Source organism: Ideonella sp. FW305-24 (genome assembly GCF_058788035.1).
The window spans coordinates 29065-45388 of sequence record NZ_JBYTAI010000018.1; the positions used below are offsets into that span (position 1 = coordinate 29065).

Annotated in this window: 27 protein-coding genes and 1 pseudogene; 1 reads left to right on the forward strand and 27 read right to left on the reverse strand. The window is 61.6% G+C overall.

Annotated features, from left to right (window positions below; all coding sequences use genetic code 11):
• The 27 genes and pseudogenes from AC3WR5_RS30225 to AC3WR5_RS30355 all read right to left on the reverse strand — a co-directional run bounded on the left by AC3WR5_RS30225 (position 1) and on the right by AC3WR5_RS30355 (position 11502).
• On the reverse strand, positions 1-222 hold the full coding sequence (locus AC3WR5_RS30225; RefSeq protein WP_492489320.1) for a hypothetical protein: 222 nt from the start codon (positions 220-222) through the stop codon (positions 1-3).
• An 11-nt stretch (positions 223-233) separates the two neighbouring features.
• Complete coding sequence (locus tag AC3WR5_RS30230; RefSeq protein ID WP_492489322.1) at positions 234-410, reverse strand: hypothetical protein; 177 nt, start codon at positions 408-410, stop codon at positions 234-236.
• Positions 411-427: 17 nt separating this feature from the next.
• On the reverse strand, positions 428-697 hold the full coding sequence (locus tag AC3WR5_RS30235) for a hypothetical protein (protein WP_492489324.1): 270 nt from the start codon (positions 695-697) through the stop codon (positions 428-430).
• A gap of 125 nt (positions 698-822) precedes the next feature.
• Entirely contained in the window at positions 823-1143 is a 321-nt protein-coding gene (locus AC3WR5_RS30240) for a DUF7673 family protein (RefSeq protein WP_492489326.1), read from the reverse strand.
• 16 nt (positions 1144-1159) lie between these two features.
• Complete coding sequence (locus AC3WR5_RS30245) at positions 1160-1357, reverse strand: hypothetical protein (protein WP_492489328.1); 198 nt, start codon at positions 1355-1357, stop codon at positions 1160-1162.
• 17 nt (positions 1358-1374) lie between these two features.
• Positions 1375-1533 (reverse strand): hypothetical protein, encoded by a 159-nt coding sequence (locus AC3WR5_RS30250; RefSeq protein ID WP_492489330.1) that lies wholly within the window; start codon positions 1531-1533, stop codon positions 1375-1377.
• Between the two features lie 31 nt (positions 1534-1564).
• Entirely contained in the window at positions 1565-1783 is a 219-nt protein-coding gene (locus AC3WR5_RS30255) for a hypothetical protein (RefSeq protein WP_492489332.1), read from the reverse strand.
• A gap of 430 nt (positions 1784-2213) precedes the next feature.
• Positions 2214-2825 (reverse strand): hypothetical protein, encoded by a 612-nt coding sequence (locus tag AC3WR5_RS30260; RefSeq protein ID WP_492489334.1) that lies wholly within the window; start codon positions 2823-2825, stop codon positions 2214-2216.
• A gap of 204 nt (positions 2826-3029) precedes the next feature.
• Positions 3030-3752, reverse strand: coding sequence for a hypothetical protein (locus AC3WR5_RS30265; protein ID WP_492489336.1), 723 nt, complete (start codon positions 3750-3752; stop codon positions 3030-3032).
• Positions 3753-4306: 554 nt separating this feature from the next.
• On the reverse strand, positions 4307-4621 hold the full coding sequence (locus tag AC3WR5_RS30270) for a hypothetical protein (protein WP_492489338.1): 315 nt from the start codon (positions 4619-4621) through the stop codon (positions 4307-4309).
• 13 nt (positions 4622-4634) lie between these two features.
• Positions 4635-4802, reverse strand: coding sequence for a hypothetical protein (locus tag AC3WR5_RS30275; protein ID WP_492489340.1), 168 nt, complete (start codon positions 4800-4802; stop codon positions 4635-4637).
• A gap of 150 nt (positions 4803-4952) precedes the next feature.
• On the reverse strand, positions 4953-5171 hold the full coding sequence (locus tag AC3WR5_RS30280) for a hypothetical protein (RefSeq protein ID WP_492489342.1): 219 nt from the start codon (positions 5169-5171) through the stop codon (positions 4953-4955).
• 15 nt (positions 5172-5186) lie between these two features.
• On the reverse strand, positions 5187-5426 hold the full coding sequence (locus AC3WR5_RS30285) for a hypothetical protein (RefSeq protein ID WP_492489344.1): 240 nt from the start codon (positions 5424-5426) through the stop codon (positions 5187-5189).
• A gap of 64 nt (positions 5427-5490) precedes the next feature.
• On the reverse strand, positions 5491-5706 hold the full coding sequence (locus AC3WR5_RS30290) for a hypothetical protein (RefSeq protein ID WP_492489345.1): 216 nt from the start codon (positions 5704-5706) through the stop codon (positions 5491-5493).
• A 17-nt stretch (positions 5707-5723) separates the two neighbouring features.
• Positions 5724-5891: a hypothetical protein gene (locus AC3WR5_RS30295; protein WP_492489347.1), complete on the reverse strand. Its 168-nt coding sequence runs from the start codon at positions 5889-5891 to the stop codon at positions 5724-5726.
• Between the two features lie 15 nt (positions 5892-5906).
• Positions 5907-6044 (reverse strand): hypothetical protein, encoded by a 138-nt coding sequence (locus AC3WR5_RS30300; protein ID WP_492489348.1) that lies wholly within the window; start codon positions 6042-6044, stop codon positions 5907-5909.
• Between the two features lie 58 nt (positions 6045-6102).
• On the reverse strand, positions 6103-6318 hold the full coding sequence (locus AC3WR5_RS30305) for a helix-turn-helix domain-containing protein (protein WP_492489349.1): 216 nt from the start codon (positions 6316-6318) through the stop codon (positions 6103-6105).
• 16 nt (positions 6319-6334) lie between these two features.
• A complete protein-coding gene (locus AC3WR5_RS30310) occupies positions 6335-7294 on the reverse strand; it encodes a Fic/DOC family protein (protein ID WP_492489351.1) in 960 nt (319 codons plus the stop codon).
• On the reverse strand, positions 7275-7538 hold the full coding sequence (locus AC3WR5_RS30315) for a hypothetical protein (protein WP_492489353.1): 264 nt from the start codon (positions 7536-7538) through the stop codon (positions 7275-7277). Before AC3WR5_RS30315 ends, AC3WR5_RS30310 begins: the two co-directional genes overlap by 20 nt.
• A gap of 97 nt (positions 7539-7635) precedes the next feature.
• Positions 7636-7807: pseudogene (locus tag AC3WR5_RS30320) on the reverse strand (SOS response-associated peptidase family protein); the annotation flags it as partial.
• Positions 7808-7817: 10 nt separating this feature from the next.
• Positions 7818-7985, reverse strand: coding sequence for a hypothetical protein (locus AC3WR5_RS30325; RefSeq protein ID WP_492489355.1), 168 nt, complete (start codon positions 7983-7985; stop codon positions 7818-7820).
• Between the two features lie 43 nt (positions 7986-8028).
• Complete coding sequence (locus tag AC3WR5_RS30330; RefSeq protein WP_492489356.1) at positions 8029-8199, reverse strand: hypothetical protein; 171 nt, start codon at positions 8197-8199, stop codon at positions 8029-8031.
• 261 nt (positions 8200-8460) lie between these two features.
• On the reverse strand, positions 8461-9447 hold the full coding sequence (locus AC3WR5_RS30335; RefSeq protein WP_492489358.1) for a hypothetical protein: 987 nt from the start codon (positions 9445-9447) through the stop codon (positions 8461-8463).
• Positions 9448-9467: 20 nt separating this feature from the next.
• Positions 9468-9881, reverse strand: coding sequence for a hypothetical protein (locus AC3WR5_RS30340; RefSeq protein ID WP_492489360.1), 414 nt, complete (start codon positions 9879-9881; stop codon positions 9468-9470).
• Between the two features lie 24 nt (positions 9882-9905).
• Positions 9906-10112 (reverse strand): hypothetical protein, encoded by a 207-nt coding sequence (locus tag AC3WR5_RS30345; RefSeq protein ID WP_492489362.1) that lies wholly within the window; start codon positions 10110-10112, stop codon positions 9906-9908.
• A 318-nt stretch (positions 10113-10430) separates the two neighbouring features.
• A complete protein-coding gene (locus AC3WR5_RS30350) occupies positions 10431-11249 on the reverse strand; it encodes a hypothetical protein (protein WP_492489363.1) in 819 nt (272 codons plus the stop codon).
• Positions 11250-11343: 94 nt separating this feature from the next.
• Positions 11344-11502, reverse strand: coding sequence for a hypothetical protein (locus tag AC3WR5_RS30355; protein ID WP_492489365.1), 159 nt, complete (start codon positions 11500-11502; stop codon positions 11344-11346).
• A 107-nt stretch (positions 11503-11609) separates the two neighbouring features.
• On the opposite strand from AC3WR5_RS30355, the gene hyoA reads away from it, so the two are divergent.
• Entirely contained in the window at positions 11610-16151 is a 4542-nt protein-coding gene (gene hyoA, locus AC3WR5_RS30360) for an NACHT domain-containing antiphage protein HyoA (RefSeq protein WP_492489366.1), read from the forward strand.
• Positions 16152-16324: the final 173 nt, after the last annotated feature.

Sequence of the window (16324 nt, forward strand, 5' to 3'; positions counted from 1 at the left end):
TCAATCGACGTACTGGAACTCGACAAACTGGCTTGGCCACCGAAGGCTCGGATGGTCGCCAAAACCCTCACGCTCGCACTCGGCAAAGCCATAGTCCACATCGTCAGTCAATGCGCTCAGCGGCTGGCCCGGTTGCAGGTTCGTCCAGCCCATTCGCCGCGTCACCGTCTTGGTTCGTGCAAGCACCTGGGCCGTCGTCAGCATGAAGCCCATGTTGCGCATGGGGCTCTTTCCTAGTCGTGGGCCTGCAGCGCTGCCAGCGATGTTTCCAGCGTCTCAGCAGCATCCGCGTGCAAGTCTGCCGTGGCCTGGTCCAACTGGATGCCGGACGGCATCTTGCGCGACTCCGCCGAGTCCCTCAGGACATTGATCGCAAGGCGCAGCGCGTCTGCTGGGGTGAGATCTGGCATCGCTGCTTTCCGAGCGACTAGATCCGGCCACGCGTGCGGAACGCGAACCCAGCGAGGAGGGCGGCCAAGATGAACAACGCCTTGCTGGCCCAGGCCGGGAGCAGGGGCGTCGGGTTCGGGTCGATCAGCGACATCAACATAGGGGCCGCACCTGCCATGGCAGAGGCAAGGGCGGCCATTGCAGCAGTACGAGACATGGTTGTCATGAGTTCTCCAGGTTCTGCCGCGAGCGCGGCACGTTCATATTTGGTCAGCTTGGGCTGCACCGTTTTGGTTTTCCCGTTCATGGTTCTCTCTCTTCGCTTTGTGTTTAGGACACGCCGGAACCGTGTGTGCAGGTATCCACGCGTCACGGACTTGATCACACAGGGCGACCAAATGGCGGCTTCGCTGTAGGCCTCTTTCCTTGGATCTAGCGTCCCCAGGCGGTGAGGATCGCCTCGATGCGGCGGTCGCCGTTCGGCACCATGTCGCCGATGGCAACCTTGGCCCAGCGCAGCGCGTCCAGCACGGCGAGCATGTCGTCGCCGATCTCGACGTCGAGTGCGCGCAAGTCGCAGAGGTCGAAGTGACGCTTGCCGTTCCAGACGCCGCCCAGGAAACTGGCGATGCGTTCAATCTGCCCGGACTGGCGCGTCTCAGCCAAGCGAATCAGGCGCTCGAGGGCTTGCGCACCCTTGCCGGTGGCGGCCGAGGCCCGAGACGCGTATTCGTGGAGTTGTTCGATGGACATGGCTGATTTCCTTGATTTAGGCCATCGCAGGCGAGTTTCGCGAGCCGACAGCGGCAGTAGCCTCGCGCTCCAGGCGGAAGCACTTGGGCTGGCCGGCCACGTCTTCTACATACTCAAGGCGGGTGCGGGAAACGAAGCGGGACACGAACCAGAACGCCCGGCCCGACGGGTTCCGCACCAGTTCGGCGCTCCATGCGGATGGGTAGGTGTTCATCGGCTCTTTCCTCGGGCTCAAGCAAACAGGCGAGCCGCTGCCATGTACTGCTTGCGTTTCTGCACCAGTTCACGCGCCCACTTCTTGTGGCCGCTCTCGCGGTAAGAAACCGCCTGTTGGTTCAGATTGCGAGCGCGGCGCACGCATTCGGCCTTGGTCAAAGTATTGGGCTTCATGTCGTTTCCCTGGTGCGATTCGATGGCTTCACTATATATCCCCATTGGGGATATTGCAAGCTGCGGGCCGTGACCTTTTCAACAGCTTCTCGTGCTTGGTCTTCAGCATCTCGTGAGCGAGGATCTCGCGCACCAGATTCCAGATCGTCTCGTCCATGTTGCGGAAGTCCTTGGATTCGGCGGGTAGCAACCACTTGTCCAGCGTGCGCCGGGCCGCGCCCAGGCGTGCGCAGAACGCATCGCGCGTCATGCCAAGCTCCGTCATAGCGGCCCTCAGGAACTCCTGCTGTGTCATTGTTTTCGTCATCGTGCTCAGGGCATGAACCTCACGCGGCCAGTACCGAGTACCTGCTTGCTTCGGACAGGTGGATCTCCGCGTACAACGATGTCACCAGCTACTTGAGCTCTTCAAGCGTCGCAGCGCGGGCGAATTCAGCCATGGCGACGCGCCTTGGCAAGCTGGGTCATCCCTGCCGCCAAGCAGGCCTCCCGATGAGCGTTTGCCTCATCGTGCGACTTGTAGCGAAACACCCCCTTGGGGAAGAAGATTCGACCTCCTGCCAGCGCGGCCAGGTCTGCGCTGAACGCTATGTTCGAAGCCAAGGCTGCGCCACTTGGCGCGTCCGTCATTGGCTGCTCACGATGTTTGCCAACCTGTCGCATGTCACTGCTTGCCTTGGTCATACGGCCGCAGGCTGTTCGCCATGTAGCCGCTGCTGCGCGACGATCAAGCGTGCATGCTGATCCTCGATCGCAGCCCGGCCCTGCTGAAATTTTTCCCATGCTTCGGCTACAACCTCGGCGACAGGCTTGGCGGAATCCGATGCCGCCAGATTCCACGTCAAGCCGTCCATGGCGTCACGGAACACCTCTGCGAGCATGTGCTTGCTCGTGGCCCAAGCCTCGGCGTTGGCCCTCAAGCTGTAACTCTGCACGGCCCCGATCAGTGCCACCTTGTCGGCCACTGTGGACAGACGGCCAAACGTCGAGGCAGTCGCAGCCCGAATCGCCGCGCGCCTTGTCTCCGCAGCCTCATCTGCCTTTGCCCGCAACTTGGCGGCCTGGGCCGTTGTGTTGGCCATGCGGTCGAGCAACTGCATGGCCGCGGTCAGGACCGCCTTTTCCTTCGCGGTCAGTTCAAGTACGTTGCCACGCTGGGCCTCAATGCCACCGGACAGCCTGCGCAGTGTTGTCGCGGTTCGCTTGTGCTCGTCGACGCTCATGAGCGCCTTCATTGCCAAGTCTGAGGCTTTCAACATGGTGCGCTCTTTCCCTTCGGTGCTCAGTTGCATTCAAGCTTCTGCGCTCTATCGGAAGCATGAGCAAGCTCTCGCGCCGCCGCGGATACGCCGCAAGCTGCGTCACCGAGTCCCAGTTCATGCAGCCTGGATGCGTAGCGTTCGGCCTCGTGTGCAGCACGCTCAAGACCCTTGGCGAGTCGGCCCGGGGATGGCTTCCGCTTCATGTTGCTTTCAGTTTGCATGGCTGGTTCCCATTCACGCGCGAAGAGCCTCGCGCTCCTGCAGAGCACGGATGTCGTTCAGGTGTTGAATTGATGGAACCATGCCAGTCCTGGAATCCAGGATACCGTTGGCGCATGCCCTCCACAGGATCGTATCGATGGTCGACACTCGCAACCCCGTCTCGGCAGCGAGCCGCGCGCACAGATCCTGCGCGGTTGAGCCGTCGCGTCCAGCAAGCCGTTGAAGGTGTACATCGGGCTTGGCCACGTTGAGGCCGAAGTGCTTGGCCAAGTGGTACTTCGTGATCGGGCCGATCCAGGGCACTGCAGCCAAGAACATCAGCTTGTCGGGCGCCCGCTTGAATTCCTCGAACAGGCGCTCGCGCTCGGCCCAAACTTTCGCAATCGCGGCAGATTTGCCCGGATGCTTGAAGGCTCGCTGGACATCTAAGCCCGCTTCCAGCGCCGCCATGCACTTCTCGAAAATCACTCTGGCGACAGTGTTCTTCATCCCACTGTTGCAGATGACGAAGACGATCCCGCGCGCGAAGTCCTGCGGGTCCGATGGTGGCTCGATCGTCTCGGACCAGTCCAGATCTTCAATACCTTGCGAACCAAGCGCCGCCAGCAGGAAGTGAAACACGTCTGCGGTCAGTGGCACATACGACGCTGGGTCGTATCGGCAGAGGGGCTGGACCTTGTGCGGGATCCCTAGCGTCATGACGAACTCCCCTTTTTCCGATTCAGTGAAGATCAAGCGTGACGCCAAGTGCCGTTGCGCGATCGACGAGCGTGCGATCAGCGCAGCCAGGTTCGGCGCGAGCTGCTGCGCGCACGGCGAGGAGCCACGCGGCGGGGCCAGCTCCAGTGGCCCGAAGGGCAAAGTTGTCTGCGTGCAGTTCCTCGCGCAACGTGGCCGTCGCGGTCCATGCGAACCATACTTTGCGGCGCCGCGCTGCATGCCCTACTTCGTGCGCCAGGATCAGCTCCAGGTCGGCGTCATCTACTCGTGCGCAGATCGCCCGTGAAACGCGGATTCGATCCTCCAGCGGAGAGTACGCTGCACCTCGGTTTGCAAATGCCGGGGGCCTCATCCGCGCGAAGAGTTCGCGACCGGCCACTCGGCGTATGGTGGCGGTGACCCACGACAGTCGCTCAGTTGCGCGGGTCTCCTCCGCCTGCGATAAAGGCATGCGTCCAGACCGCGGGTCAGGATCACTTGATCTCCAGATGAAGGCCACCCCGCCAATAAGAGCCGCGGCGACTGAGAACAATTGCAGGACTGCTCCGCTGACCATGGTGCTTTCCGGGTCAGTGTTCGACGGCTAGGGCCGCCTCGATAGCCCGCTTCGCCTCTGGCACGGAGCTGAAGCCGCGCATGGGCGATTCCTTCACACAGAGCTGGGCTGCGCCCGAGCCCGGCATGTGTTCCGTCCACAGCCAGCCGCTGAGCGATGCGGAGCAGCCTTTGCCGTGGCCAGGCTGGCGGCTGATGCGCGCTACCGGCTTACCGTCGAGCAGACCTATCCAGACCTGAAGGCCGAGGGGACCGGGCGCCTGCCAGGTCAGGCCCGCGCCGGTCTTGTCGCTCAGTGGCTCGTCGTGCCAGTAGCCCAGCGTGCTCATTGCTTTCCAATGTTCAGGCGGAACGCTCGCGGCCCTGCAGGGCGGCTTCGCATTCCGCCGAGCAGCAACCGCTGAAGCGCAGCGCGTAGTTGATTTCGTCATAGAACGCGACGGGCTTGCCGCAACCGTTCGCGCATTGCTGATGCTTCTGCAGCCAAGCTGCCAGCGCTGAAGCCTTCACGCGCCGTTGCAGGGCTTGCTGGCGGGCCTGGGCCCGCTCGCGGTCATTCCGCGGTTTGAAGGCGCCATATCGACCGTGGAGTGTGCTTGTCATGGTCTCTTTCCTTCTCGGCGACTTGTGCTGGAGGCTACGGGGAGGTCGGCCGCTTGTCTAGTTGGCGGGCTTCCAGTGGGTCGGCTGAGGTTGAGCCTCATCCCACCACGTGCGTACCTTGCGCACCACCGCAAAGGCCCAGCCTTCCCAGCGCCGATTGCGCTTCGACCACTCCATCAAGTGGACACCGTACTCGGGATGTGCTTCGCAAGCCAGGATCACTGGCGTGCCGTCGCGGGGCGCACTATCGATCGATTCAAACGTGCTGAGGTCCATGGTCTCTATCCGTGACTAGGCGGCGGGCTGTTTGTTGTCGCTGAGGCGACGAACCATCGCAGCTTCCCAGCCTGGCCAAGCCATCATGTCGATAGCGCCAGAGGAGTTGCGGGGCTGCTGCTCTGACCAAACCAGTAGAGCCCTCTTCTCGTCTGCTGTCAGATCGTCCAGCATGGATTTCGGCCGACCGGAAGGGCCGAAGATGACGGTATGCCAGCCGTTAGCGTTCGGCAAGAAGTACGTAGTGTCTTTCATGCTTCTCTTTCCGCGGGCTCCTGTTCGTTTGGTCTTCGAGACAGCCATAGGACCTCTTTCCTGTTCAGACGTAGGCGCGAGCCACGACGGCCCACCCAGCTTTGAAATCACCGGTGATGGCCTCCATCCAGTCTTGGACGAAACCCATCCCTTCGACGCCATGCTCACGCACATCGCGCACCCGCTTCTGGGTGATGCCCATGGACGCCGCCAGGCCACGGATCGTCTTGCCATGCTTGCGCATGAGCTTGACGATGCTGGCTCCGGTGATGTGGTCCATGACCCGTTACCTTGTGGTTAGGATGCGGCAGCTTCGGCCAGCACTTGCGCCTCAAACTCGGGATGCGCGTCGGACAAGTCTGCCAGCTCATCCGCGAACACTCCCGAGCCGATCTGGTCGGGGGCGTACTTCATCATGTTCTTGAAGGCCGCCTCGTACTTCGCTTTGAACTGCTCGTCGCTCATGCTCGTTTCCTTGGGTCAGACTGCGGCGCGCATCGCTGCGCGGTACTGGCGGAGCTGCGGCGCATAGCCGTAGGCGCGGAGCTCGGCACGGCCGATATTGCGGAGCAGTCCGCGCAAGTCGTCAATGGCGGTTTGGTAGGTTGCAGCACTCATCATCTCGGCTCCCGGGTGCGATTCGATGTCTCTAGTATGGTATCCAATGGATACCATGTCAAGCCCTGCTGATTGCTTTCGTGAAATCCTTCACAAGCCCATGCTCTGCTAGCACGGCAATCCCGACCACTGCATGAGCGATATAGGCAGGAATGGGCCTGGCGTCCGTCTCGAAGCGCTTGTAGCCAATCAACGAGCAACCCAGCAGGTTGGCCATGCCATCCTGAGTCAATTCGAGAGCCGCCCTGTGCCTGGCGAGCTGTTCACCTGTCATGTCCACCTCTTGTCCCCTACCGACCCAGTGAGCCTCGTGCGCGCTGCCGCAACTCCACCTTGCCGCTTCCGTGGATCGTTACGCTCATGCCAACAGCCAATGCCGCGCCATCGATCCGCCGACGATCCCAAGCCACGAACTTGCCTCGCCCGGCATCCTGGATGACCTCTAGCTCGGACACCGCAACGATCTTGCCAACGCATGGACCCTTGCTAGGCACAGCGGCCCATTCCTCGGCCAGTGTCTTCAACGAGGTGTAGGCATAGCCGCGCCGCAGTTCGTGCAGTCTGTACTTCTCGGCTACAGCAGGATCGGAGAGATCGCCATCGACCTCGTTCCCTTCATCCAGCCCGTCAAGGCCGCGCATGGCTAGGATCTCGGCGCCCCAGGTTCCGCGGGCCTGCTGCGGCCCCTTGAACCTCAGGAGGTAGGCGTCGAGCGTCCCCTGGGCGGGCATGTCGATCTCCTGGGTCAGTGCAGCAAGGTAGTCGGTCTTCTCCGTCCGCCCCCAGGCAATCGAGAACCCCGCCCGGTGGCACAGCTCCATGTGAACCAACAACATGGTCCGACCGTTGCCGTCAAGGAAGGGATGGCCATAGGCGAATAACCCCATGACCTCGCCGGGTCGGCGTGCCATCGTCACCGGCTGCTGACCGAGTCGCAGGCCTTCCTCTACAGCCAGCCGAGCCGAACCTGGGTGCGAGAAAAGGACCGCGCCCTTATGGACAGCATTGTTGGGCATCGTCTCCGAGCGGTCTTGCCCTGCCCAAGGGTAGTAGTCCTCGAACAGGATTCGATGCACAGCAAGGAAGTCCTGGTACCCGAGCACTTCGGCCGCTGCCAGATGCGCAAGCGCTTCATCGATGTTTGCCTCGAACAGATCGTGCTCGAAGCGCTTGATGTCCCTCGGGTCTGTGTCTCTGCGGACGTTGCGAAGATAGCCCGCCGTCTCGATGTCACCGAACGGGTCGAACATTGCGCGTCTCGTCGAAGTAGCGGCCCAGCATCGTCACCATCGTTGCACCGTTGATGACTTTGGCTCGCCTCAAGGCGATCACCAATCGCTCCGTCGCGTCAGGCTTCACATCGTCGTCGGAAAGGCGCGTAATCACTTGCGCCAACGCGCTGCTGGGTGTCCGTTCGTAGGTGACACCGTGCCGCCTCGCCAAATCGGCGACAAAGGCCTGCAGGCCCGTCAGCGGGATTTCTTGGGTCAACATCCGGGCCTCTTGGGCAAAGTCCGCAATGAGCGCATTTTAGTATCCAATGGATACATTTACAAGCATCAGAGGCACCGAACGGGCGCGTCCGTTCGTATGCTGCCAACTTATGCTCGTAGCATGGCCGCTCTCGGTCATCCAGGATCGCGTACTGCGCGGCCAGGTCGCCGCGGTCCGGGCGCAGCCATGCGTCAATGTGCGGAGCCTTGATCGGCACGATGCAGCGGTCACGTCCGGCCGCCGAGACTTTCGGGCGGCGGTTCGTCGGTGCTTTCCGATCTACGCCTTCACCTGTTCCTTAAGCCACGACCACGCGGCATCGAAACTGCCTGACATTGTGGCGCCGCGAAAATATGCATCGAACACGCCCGGCTCACGCTCGGCTAAGTCAATGGCTGAGGCGGGGATGCCGGCAGTTGCAGACAGCTCGGCGACCAGTGCCTGCAACTCTCTTCTGCTGAGGAGGGGGCTACGCATAACTCCTTCCTCGTCAGCCGTTGAACTCGGGCAACGCGTTGAACTCGGCTTCAGTCATCTGGACCTCGGCCACGGTGAAGCCATCGCAGCCGGTCGTCATGTTGGCAACGGCGCCGGGCTCACACACACACAATTCACTGTCCGCGTAGGTGATCTTGGCGTAGGTCTTCAGTTCGTTTTGCATGGCTTCTCTTTCCGAGCTACTTCGACAGTAAGTGCGTAGGCAACGGCAAGCCTTGCTCGTCGACACGCTTCGCATTCAACACCTCTCTCCAGCAACACGCCGGTGTCGTCGCGGACCGTTTGGACCACTACGCCATTGCCGGTATTGGCGTCGCTGATTCGTCTCGCCTCGACAATGAGAACGCAAGTGCCGAACTTGCGATGGCGGTACATGAAGTCGGCGTGATTGTTGCCAGACATAGGATGTTTTTCGATCCAGTGTTTACGCTTGCAGAGCTGCCACCGGGGCGATGAGGAGCGTGTTGGTTTCGTCGCCCCGTCGAAGCTGAACATCGGCCTGGCGCGAATCCGTCCTCAAGAGCTCAGGCTGAGCGAGGGGACGTAGCGCTTCGATAACCTGCAGAACCGGGAATGCGCGACGTTCTTCAAGGAACCGTGCGACTTGTCTATCTGCGGGACGCGGAAGGTGAACCTCTCCTGGCACGTAAGCATCCGCTGCGATGAACTGCCGAACGATTTGCCACGCCTGGTAGAACACCTCCATGAAAGCGCCGTCGTATGGCAAGGGGACGACGATGAGATTTCGCGCGTCGTCCCGCTCAATGCGGTCCTGGCGCCCTTGCTGGGACGGAACGATCGCAACACGTAGCCCACGAGCCCCTTCAAGATGCCGTGGATTGATTTTCACCGTCGTCCCGACCCAATGATCTGGCCCTCGAGAACCAAGAAACAAGTCGGCCTTCCACAGCCCGCTGATGGATTCAGGCAGGCGCTCACGTTCAGTCCGACGTCGAAAAGCCGATGCGACGGCGTCGATGTGGGCCTTTAGCTTGACGGGCTGTCCGCGAACACCGGAGAGAAGGCGGCTGTTGTCTGTGAGGACATCATGTGCAGTCTGGATGAGTTGAACCGCGCCGGTTTTCTCCGCGCCGAACAGGATCGACGATGGGACGCCACGAATTCGACAGTGGTCTCCTAAGGCAGATTCAAGTCTTTCGAGTACCGCAGCATTTCCTGCAGCGACCGCATCGTGCACCGCATACTCAAAACAGATTCCGCAGTCACCGTCGCCTGGACGATAGACGCGAGGAAGCTGCCTGAGGAGGAGTCCATCCAATCCGCCGGCGTCATCTACAGCCTCCTGCTTCAATGCGTGAACTACACCCTGAAGGATAGGGATGACGACGGCGATAAGGGCTTGAACCTCATCCGCGACCTCGTTTTGCTGGCGCTCAAGATTGATATCCATGGTCTCCCTTTACCTCTTTCCTAAGCGTCGGAATCGGGACGGAGCATGTCCGCCAGCGAGCCGCGGATCGCCACCGAAAGTTGCTCCCGAAGTCGCTTCGCCATTGCCGGTGCGATCTCGATGTATGTGTTCTCGTCAATCTTGAGGATCACCATGCCTTGATCGTTGCAGAACACCTGGAGCTGTTCCAGCTCCGCCTCGGGCCCACGCGCAAAGTAGCGCACAGGGATTGGCCGCTCATCATCGCGACCGATTGCCTGTGCTGCCTCACCCGCCGCCTCCATTAACCACGCTGCGACGAGCGGCGTCTGCTCGAACGTCAGCTCGATGCGAGGATCTGCTTCGCCATTGATGTCGTAGATCGCCTGCGTGAGAACGACCTTTCCTACTTCGCCAATCTCCACTGAGACTGGTTGCATCTCGCGTCTTGTCACGTCACTCTCTCCTTGCTTTCCGATCTACCTGTGGGACTTGACCTGCATGGGAAGGCGACACACCTTGCAGATGTAGGTCGCGTAACCATGGCCGTCCTTGCCAGCGTCAATCAGACCTTCCGTGGCCACCGACTCCCACGAAGAGCTGTACGGCTGATCGTTTTCGCTGGTCTTCTCGGTGCCTTCGTGCGCATTCGGGCAGACGAAGTGGCGATAGGTGCGCATCGTCATCGTTGCTCTTTCCCGCGCGTGCGCCGCGTTGCCGCGTCTTCACAGTGATGTGGTATGGAAAGCCGGGGCCGCGATGCGGTACGCCTGGAGCACGATGCGATCGAGGAGGCGTTTCCCACGGTGGGACCCGGGAAGAGGTCATGCCAGGTATCGGTGGGGAACTGGCTGGTGGCCAACAAGGTGTTCAGGGCGCCCACATGGCATCGACGCCGCTGCCGCCGGAGTGCAGTCCAACAATGACACCTCAGCGATAGGAACCTGAAACCTGTCTTTGCACGGGGACATGGGCTTGCGTATTGAGCCGGAATCGAGGTCGATTTATCGGCCACCGCTATGGAACCTGATACTGCTCACAACGGCCTCCGCCGCGCCTTCTTGCCACTCGGAGGGCACCGACTTTGCGCGGAAGAAGCGACCGTTCTCCTGCTGCCAGATGTAGCCGGGCTTGAGCGGGTTGTTGTTACCCATGATGTTCAGGTGAGTGACAAGCACCGGGTGATAGCTTTCTTCCGCGATCACCGTGCCGGACGCATCCTTGAACATCACCTTAACCTCAATTTCGTCAAGTGTCCTGGCGCCCTTGTTCCTGAGCTTGAATTCAACACCGGGCACCCTTCCGTCGTAGGTACTAAAAGTCTTCGCCTTGAACTCGTAGAGCTGGAGATCATTGGCGATGTAGGCGAGTGCTTCTTGAGCGTCGCTCGAGGCCGGGGTCGTCACAGTGCCTTCGGGCGCGAGGCCATTGGCCTCGGCTTGCGCTTTGCGTGCATTTTGAAGCGAGGCCTCCGCACTGGCGCGCGCGGAGGCGACATCGCCAGCGATCGATCCGGTTCGCCCGCCCGACGTAATCAGTTCGTGCGTCCGAAAGGCGCCTAGGACCAGTCCAAATATCAACGGCAGGCCCACCGAGCACAAGAGCATCGGGATGCCATTGAACAGCCTGCGCTGCGCGATCGCCACGATAGCCAACACGAATGCCGCGAGAAAGAGAGGAAGGTAGAAGAGGAACGACCAGAGGCTCCAAGTCATGAATGCGACGCCAAGCGAAACGCAGACCCAACCGCCAATTACGGCGCCCTGTTTTTGAATGACAGCGCGCTGGAATGGTGTCTGTGGCGATTTGGCGGAAGAAGTCATGGGGCAACTGCTGAATTGGGTCGTGCGACACCACGCGAAGGCACGAGCGTAAGCGCCATTTGGCGTGCTGAGCGCTTCGGTCCCCCGGTCATCCTCAAATTTGCCGATGACCCGCGATTTCGGCAGGCATCGCCAAGCGCGTACGAGAGGGCTCTGCCAGGTAGCTCAAGTAGTTCACGCAGGAACGCGAGATCGGCTCGTCTATCTCAAAGTCCCCGAGAAGCGCGAGTGCGGCGCTGATGAACAACTTCATGCTCTCTCCCTGAAATTAGCCCCATACGACGATGATGCGCGGCGCTGACTTCGCGCACACCAGCTCTGAATTCATAGCCAAGTCGGTGCTGCCCTATCCTTGCGTTCATGCACATCGAACTGAACCGCATGTTCCGGGAACTACTGATCAAGGAACCGGTCGGTGACACCGGAGCCCTGTATCCGGGCAGCGCCACGCTGGCCATGCCGGCACTACTTGATGAGCTCCGCGTGGTCATCCTGTCACAAGGTGGCTCCGGGAAGACCGAAGAGATCCAGCAGGCGGCCCTCCGGCTGCGAGGGCAGGGCAAGGCAGCCTTCTTCATGCGCCTTGAGCACGTGGCCCACGATTTCGACTCTGCCTTTGTCGAGGGCGATCTGGGGGAGTTCGAGAAATGGCTGGCGTCGTCGGAGCCTGGCTGGCTGCTGCTCGATTCCGTTGACGAGTCGCGGCTGCGTTGCGCGCAGGACTTCGACCTGGCCATCCGCAAGGTCGCAGGGCGCATCTCCAAGGCCAAGCAGCGGACGCATCTGCTTGTCACAGGCCGGACGGCGGCGTGGCGGCCCAAATCAGACCTGGACCTCTGCACCAGCTTGTTCCCGGTGGCCAATGAGGTCACGGCGGGTCGTGAGAACGCCGACGGGGGCCAGACCACCGAGCGGGCCAAATCCCAGAAGTCCCCCTTCAAGGTCGTCACGCTGGAGGACCTGTCGCAAGAGCAGATCATGGTCTTTGCGAGCGCAACGGGCATCGAGGACACGAAGAAGTTCCTGGAGGACATCGATCGGGCCGACGCGTGGTCCTTCACCGCTCGGCCCCAGGACCTCATCGAGGTGACCGAGTACTGGGTGGACAACGGTCGCGTGGGCTCCCGGCTCGAACTCATGCAAAACAGCGTCAAGCGTCGGCTCCAGGAGACCAGCCAGGACCGCATTGATGCACGGTCGCTGTCGGATGATGAGGCGCTGGAAGGCGCCCAGATCATCGCCGGCGCGCTGATGCTGACCCAGGTTCAGAACATCCGCGTGCCTGATGCTGGCAAGGGCGTACAAGGGCTCGACGTTCGAGACCTGTTCAAGGGCTGGCCACCCGCGGATCTTGGCGCGCTGCTGCAACGGCCGTTGTTCGACCAGGACATCTACAGCACCGTGCGCTTCCACCACCGGTCGGTGAAGGAGTACCTCGCGGCGCAGTGGTTCCTCAAGCTGCTAGGTCAGGAGGTTTCACGCCGCAAGGTGGAAGAGTTGTTCTTCAGAGACCAGTACGGTCTGGAGGTCGTGGTTCCGTCGCTGCGGCCGTTGCTGCCCTGGATGGCCATGGGTGACAGCCGCATCCTCGATAAGGTGCGGCGCCTGGCGCCGGAGATCGTCTTCGAAGGTGGTGACCCGGTGCAGCTACCCGTCGACGTCCGACGCGAGATCCTCGAGCAGGTTTGCAAGCAGCTGGCCAGCGGCGCGTCGCGACGATCCATGGCCGACTTCGCGGCCATCCAGCGTTTCGCAGCGCCTGATCTGGTCGACACGGTGCGCCGCCTCGCCAGGAAGCACGCAGACAACGAAGACATCGCCTCGTTCCTGATGCGCATGGTCTGGCAGGGGCGTCTGGCCGAGGCGCTGCCAGAGGTGATGCGCGTGGCGCGCTCGCCGACAGCAGGGCAGTACGCCCGGATCGCCGCGTTCCGGGCCGTCGCCGAGCTGGGCACGCCGAAGGACATGGCCTCGATCAGAGAAGGCTTCGCGAACGAGGAAGGCCAGCTGAACCGTAAATGCATGGCGGACCTGGTCAGCCACATCGCGGTGCCCGACGCGCAGACACTTGCGTGGCTCCTGGATTGCATCCCGCGGCTGGTCGAGTACAACGAATACGAGGGCACGGGCCTGTCCGAACAACTGTCGGAGTTCTTCGAGCGCGCCGACATTGCCGTGGTTTCGAGTGCCATCGTTCCGCTGCACGCGTTGCTGGCAAAGCCGCCTGTGATTGAGCGGAGATACTGCGAGATCTCCAAGCGCCACCAGTGGCTGCGGCAGTGCGCCGGCGTGGCCGTGCGCCGCCTGATCAACGCGCGTGATGCCGCGGCGCTCAAACGCAGTTCGCTCTCGGTCCTCCACGTGCTGCCGATCGACGGGCACTACAACGTTCGCGCCTTCGACGTGAAGAAGCTCGGCCTGGCCGAGCTCGTCCAGCAATGGCCGGCATTGAACTGGGCCCTGTTCTGGCACGTCATCGCGCAGGAGCGAAAGAGCAAAGAGAAAGCGGGTCAGCGGGTTGTCGATGCCTGGATGGCGTTGGCGGTGGCGACCTACGTGAATTTCGAAGGTCATGATTTCGATGATGCCGTGCGGGCCATCACCGATCGACCGCTGCCCGACGACAAGGAAGTGGCGCTGACGCTGGCCCATAGGCTCTACCTTCAGACGGACAGACAGCCCGAACGCCTTGCGCAGCTGAAGGCGGCAGTTGCCGAGGACAAGACGCTCAAGGCGCGCCTGGCCTGCATGCTGAAGCCACCCAAGAAGGATGCCGCGTGGAAGCGCATGGAGCTCGAAAACAAGCGCTGGCGCCACCAAGCCGAGGCCCACAGGGCGCGGGTGGAAAAGGCACGGTTGGAGGCCCCCGCAAAGCTGGAGGCCCAGCTGGAAGCGCTGCGTGACGCTGGCTTCAAGAACCCGGCTCACGTTTCCAGGTCGCAACACTACCTGTACGACCGAATGCAGCACTTGGAGGGGAACGAGAGCTCACGATGGAGTCTCGGGAACTGGCGCGGCCTGGAGCCTGAGTTCGGTCCCAGGACGGCTCGGGCGTTCCGTGACGGCATGGTCCGCTTCTGGCGCCGGTACACGCCGAAGCTGGCCTCAGAAGGCCGGGATCAAGCCTCCACGCCGCTCGCTGACCTCTTTGGTCTAGCGGGCCTGAGCATCGAGATTGCGGAAGATCCGACGCTCCCCTGGCGGCTAACTGCCGCGGAAGCTGCTGTGGCGTTCCGCTACGCGATGCAGGAACTCAACGGGTTCCCACCCTGGTTCGCGGCACTCTCGTCTGGCCATCCTGACGTTGTGAAGTCGATGGCGCTGACCGAGGTCGCCTTCGAGTTGCAGATTGACAAAGAGGGAGCACCCAGCCAGTACATCATCGCCGACCTGAGCCGGGTCGGCGATTGGCTCTGGGACAGCATCGCCCCTGGCATCCTCAAGCTGCTTCGCACCAAGCCGCCCAAGGGCATTGAGCGGTTGCAACACTTGGTGGACATCATCCTGGCGTCGGACCTGCCCGACGCGGCGCTGGCCGCGCTCGCCGCTGAGAAGCTGGCGGCCGGTGGCGACCCGAGGCAGCTGGCGCTCTGGGCCGCCGTATGGACGGGTGTCGACCCTGACGCCGCCATCGACGCGGTGCAAAGCCACCTGGAGGCGCTCGGGGACGCGAAAAAGCGAACCGTGTTCACGATGACCTACGTCACCTATCTGCTCGGTGGACGAGACATGGCCTCTCGCGTGCGCACGGCCTTCCGGACACCCGCGGTGTTGCGGCGGCTATACATCCTCGTCCATGAGCACGTCCGGTCCAGCGACGACGTCGACCGCGCCAACAAAGGCGCCTACTCGCCCGGCTTGCGCGACAACGCCCAGGACGCCCGCGAGCGGCTGGTGAACATCCTGGGCGAAATACCGGGGCGTGATGCCTACCTGGCGCTCAAGGAAATCTCCGAACGACACCCAGAACCCAACGTGCGTCCCTGGTTCATGCTTCGAGCCCGGACCAAGGCCGAGGTGGACAGCGAGCGTCCGGTATGGACCGCCACGCAGGTCAGTCAATTCGGCATGGCGTACGAGCGCACTCCGGCCAACCACCGCGAACTCTTCGATCTGGCTGTGTTGCGCTTGCTCGACTACAAGCATCACTTGGAGGACGGCAACGACAGCACTGCCAGCGTGGTGATCAAGGCCGAGCCAGAGACGGTCCTTCGAAACCTGATCGGCGCGTGGTGCAACGAACGTGCGCGCGGTCGATACGTGATCCCTCAGGAACTGGAGCTGCCTGACGCCAAGCGGCCCGACCTCTGGTGGACCTGCACTGCTTTCAACGGCCCGGTACCGACCGAGCTGAAGATCGCCGACAACTGGTCGGGGCCCGAGCTCTTCGAGCGACTGGAGAACCAGCTCGTGGGCGACTACCTGCGCGACGATGCATCCGTTCGCGGCATCTACCTGCTGGTCTGGCGTGGCGTGCAAAAACGCTGGCAGTTGCCGAACAAGAAATGGGGCGACTTCGATGGGCTGGTGAAGGCACTGCAGGGCCATTGGGCGTCGGTGACGGGTGCGCACCCTTGCGTCGAGGAAATCAAAGTGATTGGAATCGACCTGACCAAGCGCACCACAACCCCACTGCCCGCCAAGAAGCCGGCGGCCAAAAAGAATGCGACGAAGAAGGAGGCATCGAGCAAGGTGGCAGGCGCTGCGAAGGGCAAGAGCGCCCCAGCGACGAAATCATCAACCAAGAGCGTGGTCAGCAAAACTTCAAGCCCTTCAAAATTGACTGCCCCCAAAGTGCCTTCGAAGCAGCTGCACACAAAAAAGGCCGTACGAAAGAAAGTCGCGACGTCCGCAACGATTAGCAATAAGATTCCGGGCAAGAAGAAGGCTGTCAAGAACTAGCCCGGCGAATAGCCAGTGGTCAGACGACAGGCCCTAACAAGGAGACGCTGAGTCTTACAACTGGGACCCGCAAGGTTGCAGTGACCCGCCGACACGTGAGTACACGTGCCTTGCTATTGACTCTGTTTCAAGGAATCGAGGTGTAACACCAGCTAAATCAACGGTTTTCAAAT